The following is a 5,072-nucleotide window of genomic DNA, read 5'->3' on the forward strand; positions in this document are numbered from 1 at the left end:
ACACTCAACGGCGTCACAGTGCACTTGGCGGGCTCCCACCGATCAGCCGACTGACACCAATCTCATGACTCGGTACATCTAGCTCTGTGGATCTGGAATGTTCGTGTTCGGCAGCGGCCGGGGCCTTCGGTTACATCGCGTACCCGCCCCGCCTGGACGGCCAGCCCACGTACCACGAGGGCTTCGTCTTCACCGGCGACGGCGCTCTGGTCCCGGCCCGGGCGGTGCAGGCGCCGTGGCTCACGCGGCTGCGCCCGCTGGGCGAGCAGGTGCCGCTGGTGCTGGAGCCCGCCGACGGCCGCATCGAAATCGACGGCGAGACAGTGTTTTCCACGCACGATATCCACCACGACGACAACATGTACTCCATGCACGCCCTCAGACAAGAGATGGCCCAATTCCCCGCAGTGCAGCAGGTCGGCGTGCGCTACACCTGGGGCGGCGAACAGGCCTACGGCATGCTGGAACGCTCTAACCCGCTCGACAAGTTCGTGCGCGACTGAAAGGGACGCCCAAACCGCGCCCCAGCTCTGGTACATCGGCGGTGGATCCCACCTGCGGCAATAGCGCAGTGGGCCGAGCAGGCAGAATGGAGGTGCCAAGACCTGTTTGGGACGCGAGAAGGAGCGGCATGCCCACCAGCGAATATCGGGTGATGGGGATGAGCTGTGGGCACTGCGAGGCCGCCGTCCAGAGCGAGGTGGCCCGGATTCCCGGCGTGCATGACGTGGCGGTCAGCGCCGCCACGGGCAGGCTCGTCGTCACCAGCGCACAGCCCATCGACGCGGATGCGGTCCTCGGCGCGGTGGACGAGGCCGGCTATGAGGCCGTCCTGGTCGCATGAGCTCGCCCCCTCGGCAGACCGATGAGGGCATCCGCCCCGAGCCCACCGGGCAGCGCATCGAGCTGGAGATCACCGGGATGACCTGCGCCAGCTGCGCGGCCCGGATCGAGAAGAAACTCAACAAGCTCGACGGCGTCACGGCGACCGTCAACTACGCCACCGAGAAGGCCGCCGTCACCGCCCCCGCCGGTTACGACCCGCGGATTCTCATCGGCGAGATCGAAAGGGCCGGGTACGCCGCCGCCCTGCCGCAGGGCTCGACACCCGATGACCGGGAGCTGGCCTGGCTGCGCCGGCGGCTGATCGCCGCCCTCGTGCTGGCCGGGCCCGTCATCGCCATGGCCATGGTTCCCGTGTGGGAATTCCCACACTGGCACTGGGTTTCGGCAACCCTGACCGCACCGGTCGTGATTTGGTGCGGCCGGCCCTTCCACGCGGCCGCTTGGGCCAACCTCAAGCACGGCGTCGCCACCATGGACACCCTGGTCTCGCTCGGCACCCTGGCGGCGTTTCTGTGGTCGATGTACGCGCTGTTTCTCGGGACCGCCGACCAACCGGGCATGCAGCACGACTTCGAGCTGACCGTCGGGCGCGACGGCGCCCCGTGCCACGTCTACTTCGAGGTCGCGGCGGGTGTTACGTTGTTCGTCCTCGCCGGCCGGTATTTCGAGAAGCGGTCCAGGCGGACGGCCGGCGCCGCGCTGCGCACGCTGCTGACCCTGGGCGCCAAGGACGTCGCGGTGCTGCGCGATGGTACCGAGACCCGCATCCCGATCGAGCGCCTCGCGGTCGGCGACGAGTTCGTGGTGCGTCCCGGGGAACGGATCGCCACCGACGGGATCGTTGTCGCGGGTTCCTCGGCGGTCGATGCCGCCATGCTGACCGGTGAATCCGTCCCGGTCGAGGTCGGTGCGGGCGACGCCGTCACCGGTGCGACCGTCAACGCCGGCGGACGGCTCGTGGTGCGCGCCACCGGGGTCGGTGACGACACGCAGCTCGCGCAGATGGCCAGGCTCGTCGAGCGGGCCCAATCCGGCAAGGCGCGAGCGCAACGCCTCGCCGACCGCGTCTCGGCTGTGTTCGTTCCCGTGGTCATCGGCCTCGCGGTGGCGACCCTGGTCGGCTGGCTCACGGCGGGCTTCTCGCTCACCACCGCCCTGACGGCGGCCGTCGCGGTGCTCATCATCGCCTGCCCGTGTGCGCTGGGGCTGGCGACCCCGACCGCCCTGCTGGTCGGCACCGGGCGCGCCGCTCAGCTGGGCGTGCTCATCAACGGGCCCGAAGTGCTGGAGGCAACCCGCGGCGTCGACACGATCGTGCTCGACAAGACCGGCACCGTTACCACCGGCAAAATGACCCTGCTCGACGTCATCGCCGGGGCCCACGCCGACCGAATGACGCTGTTGCGCTACGCCGGGGCGCTGGAAGACGCCTCCGAGCATCCCGTCGCACGGGCAATCGCCCGGGGCGCCGCGACGCAACTCGGCGCGTTGCCCGCACCCGCCGACTTCGCCGGAATCGAGGGCAGCGGCGTGCAGGGCACGGTCGAGGGGCACGCCGTCGTCGTGGGGCGCGAACACCTGCTGACCGGACGCGGGATGCACCTTGACGCCGCGCTGGACGCGGCCAAGGCCCGCGCCGAGGGCGAGGGTAAGACCGCGGTGGTCGTCGGCTGGGACGGCCTGGCCCGCGGCGTCCTGGTGGTCGCCGACACCGTCAAACCGTCCAGCGCCGAGGCGGTCCGGCAGTTCACCCGGCTGGGCCTTGCGCCGGTGCTGCTGACCGGCGACAACGCAGACGTCGCGTCCCGCGTCGCCGACGAGCTGGGGATCGCGCAGGTCATCGGCGACGCGACGCCCGCCGACAAGGTCGCCGCGGTCAAGCGCCTGCAATCGGAGGGCAAGGTGGTGGCCATGGTCGGTGACGGCGTCAACGACGCCGCGGCGCTGGCCACCGCCGATCTGGGCCTGGCCATGGGCACCGGCACCGACGTCGCGATCCAGGCCGCCGACCTCACGGTCGTCCGCGGCGACCTGCGTGCCGCCGTGGACGCGATCCGGCTCTCCCGGCGCACGCTGGCCACCATCAAGGCCAACTTGCTGTGGGCGTTCGGCTACAACCTGGCCGCCATCCCGCTGGCCGCGCTGGGCATGCTCAACCCGATGTTCGCCGGCGCCGCGATGGCCGTCTCCAGCCTGCTCGTCGTGGGCAACAGCTTGCGGCTGCGCACGTTCACCAGCGTCATCAACGACGCGTGAGCGCGGCGGCCCGGGCCGGGCGGATTTTCCTCGGCCCACACGCAGAAGCGGTCGGCTGACGGGCCGCGATCGTATGGGATAGTTGGTCCGGCCGCAGTCGTCGATGACCCCGACCGGCCCTTGGATACTCACCGCACCCCCGCGCAGCGATCGACTAGCGAAGGTCACGCCGTTGGAGCAGTTCTTCGGACAGCTGTCCCTGCTGCATGGCTGGTTTCCGCCGGCCGTGCAGGGTCTGACGCTGCTCCTGCTGCTCCTCGCGATCCAATGGCGTGCCGCAAGCTGGCTCAAGCGGGTGCTGCCCGTGGCGCTGGTCGCGGCCGTGGCGGTGACCCTGCTGGCGCGGTGGTACATCACCTCGCTCGGGGTGGCCGGCGACCCGGCGCCGACGACGCTGTGGCTCTGGATCGCGATGAGCGGCCTGGCCGCCGCCGTCTTCCTGGTGGGCTGGCGGGGCACGCGCTGGTGGCGGCGCGGGGTGGCGGTGCTGTCGGTACCGCTGTGCGTCCTGTGCGCCGGCATGGCGCTGAATGGCTGGGTCGGTTACTTTCCCACCGCGCTCGCCGCGTGGAATCAGCTGACGTCGGTGCCGCTGCCCGACCAGATCGACCGGCTGCGGGTGACCGAGATGCAGATCGCCGGAACCAGGCCGACCAAGGGGGTGGTGGTGCCGGTGGACATCGACGATAACGGCTCCCACTTCGCCCACCGCCGAGAACTCGTCTACCTGCCACCGGCCTGGTTCGACAGCAATCCGCCGCCGCGGCTGCCGGCCGTCATGATGATCAGCTCGGCGTTCAACACCCCGGCCGACTGGCTGGGCCCGGGCGGCGCGTTCACCGCCATCGACAACTTCGCGGCCGCACACCGCGGCTTTTCCCCGGTGCTGGTGTTCGTCGACCCCACCGGTTCGTTCGACAACGACACCGAGTGCGTCAACGGCCCCCGCGGCAACGCCGCCGATCACCTGACCAAGGACATCGAGCCCTTCGTGGTGTCGAACTTCGGCGTCAGCGCCGATCGCGCCAACTGGGGCGTCGCCGGATGGTCGATGGGCGGTACCTGCGCGGTGGATCTGGCCGTCATGCACCCCGAGTTGTTCAGAGCGTTCGTCGACATCGCGGGTGACCGCGGGCCCAACGGCGGCTCCAAGGAGCAAACCGTGGCCCGGCTGTTCGGCGGCGATCACGCCGCGTGGGCCGCTTTCGACCCAGTCACCGTCATGACGAAGCACGGCCGCTACGACGGGCTGTCGGGATGGTTCGACGTTCCCTCATCGACGGATACACGCACCGTCGCGCAGGAAGCCAATCCCACGCTCACCGCGTCCAGCAGCGATCCGACCGCCAACCCCGAAGGACAGGACGCCGCCGCGAACTCGTTGTGCGCCGTCGGCACCGCCAACGGCATCGCCTGCGCGGTGGTCACTCAACCGGGCAAGCACGACTGGCCGTTCGCCGCCCAAGCGTTTGCCACGGCACTGCCGTGGCTGGCCTCGACGCTGGGCACGCCCAACACCGAACCGGTGCAATTGCCGCAACGGGCCGACGGGGAAGCCCATTGAATCGGCCCCGCCGGCCCGTACCCGAAACAGCCCGAATCGGCGAAATTCACAGCTGACCCTCCCGTAGCGGAGCCGGGTTCTTCGCTGTGCGAATGGTACGGTTCGCTGCTGTGGCCTCGATGTTTTGCACCAACGGCGGTTCCCGCGGGGACTGGCCCGTCGCGCAGCGCGCCACAATCCGTTTACGAATTCTCGGGCCGAATGCGCCATCTTCTTCCCCGCGCGAGCGTTTGATCGACGCGGTCGCTTGTCCGTCATGAACCGCCGTCAGTTCCTCGGATCGCTCGCCGCGTCCGTCGTCGCCGGCGTGGGCGCCGCGCGGCTGATCGTCGATCCGCAGCCACGCACGTTTGCCCAGACCCCGCCGGGCGCCGTACCGACCTCCGGGCCGACCGCCCCGCAGGCC

At 70.1% G+C, this 5,072-nt stretch carries 4 protein-coding genes and 1 pseudogene; all 5 read left to right on the forward strand.

Annotated elements, in window-relative coordinates:
* Positions 1-122: 122 nt before the first annotated feature.
* A pseudogene (locus BST14_RS27405) lies at positions 123-503 on the forward strand (hypothetical protein); the annotation flags it as partial.
* Positions 504-631: 128 nt separating this feature from the next.
* The gene (locus BST14_RS27410; RefSeq protein WP_083067419.1) at positions 632-844 is read left to right on the forward strand and encodes a heavy-metal-associated domain-containing protein; all 213 of its coding nucleotides are present in this window, start codon (positions 632-634) and stop codon (positions 842-844) included.
* Positions 841-3,102, forward strand: coding sequence for a heavy metal translocating P-type ATPase (locus BST14_RS27415; RefSeq protein ID WP_083067420.1), 2,262 nt, complete (start codon positions 841-843; stop codon positions 3,100-3,102). Before BST14_RS27410 ends, BST14_RS27415 begins: the two co-directional genes overlap by 4 nt.
* Positions 3,103-3,274: 172 nt before the next feature.
* A complete protein-coding gene (locus tag BST14_RS27420) occupies positions 3,275-4,666 on the forward strand; it encodes an alpha/beta hydrolase (RefSeq protein WP_083067421.1) in 1,392 nt (463 codons plus the stop codon).
* 256 nt (positions 4,667-4,922) lie between these two features.
* The coding region (locus BST14_RS27425; protein WP_142279651.1) for a twin-arginine translocation signal domain-containing protein at positions 4,923-5,072 on the forward strand (150 nt) is incomplete at its 3' end.

It is taken from the genome of Mycobacterium arosiense ATCC BAA-1401 = DSM 45069 (assembly GCF_002086125.1).
GTDB classification, from domain to species: Bacteria; Actinomycetota; Actinomycetes; order Mycobacteriales; family Mycobacteriaceae; genus Mycobacterium; species Mycobacterium arosiense.

What these genes read in the sequence shown, in the direction of transcription:
- BST14_RS27410 (WP_083067419.1), top strand. Translation starts at nt 632, where the DNA reads ATGCCCACCAGCGAATATCGGGTGATGGGGATGAGCTGTGGGCACTGC.
- BST14_RS27415 (WP_083067420.1), top strand. Translation starts at nt 841, where the DNA reads ATGAGCTCGCCCCCTCGGCAGACCGATGAGGGCATCCGCCCCGAGCCC.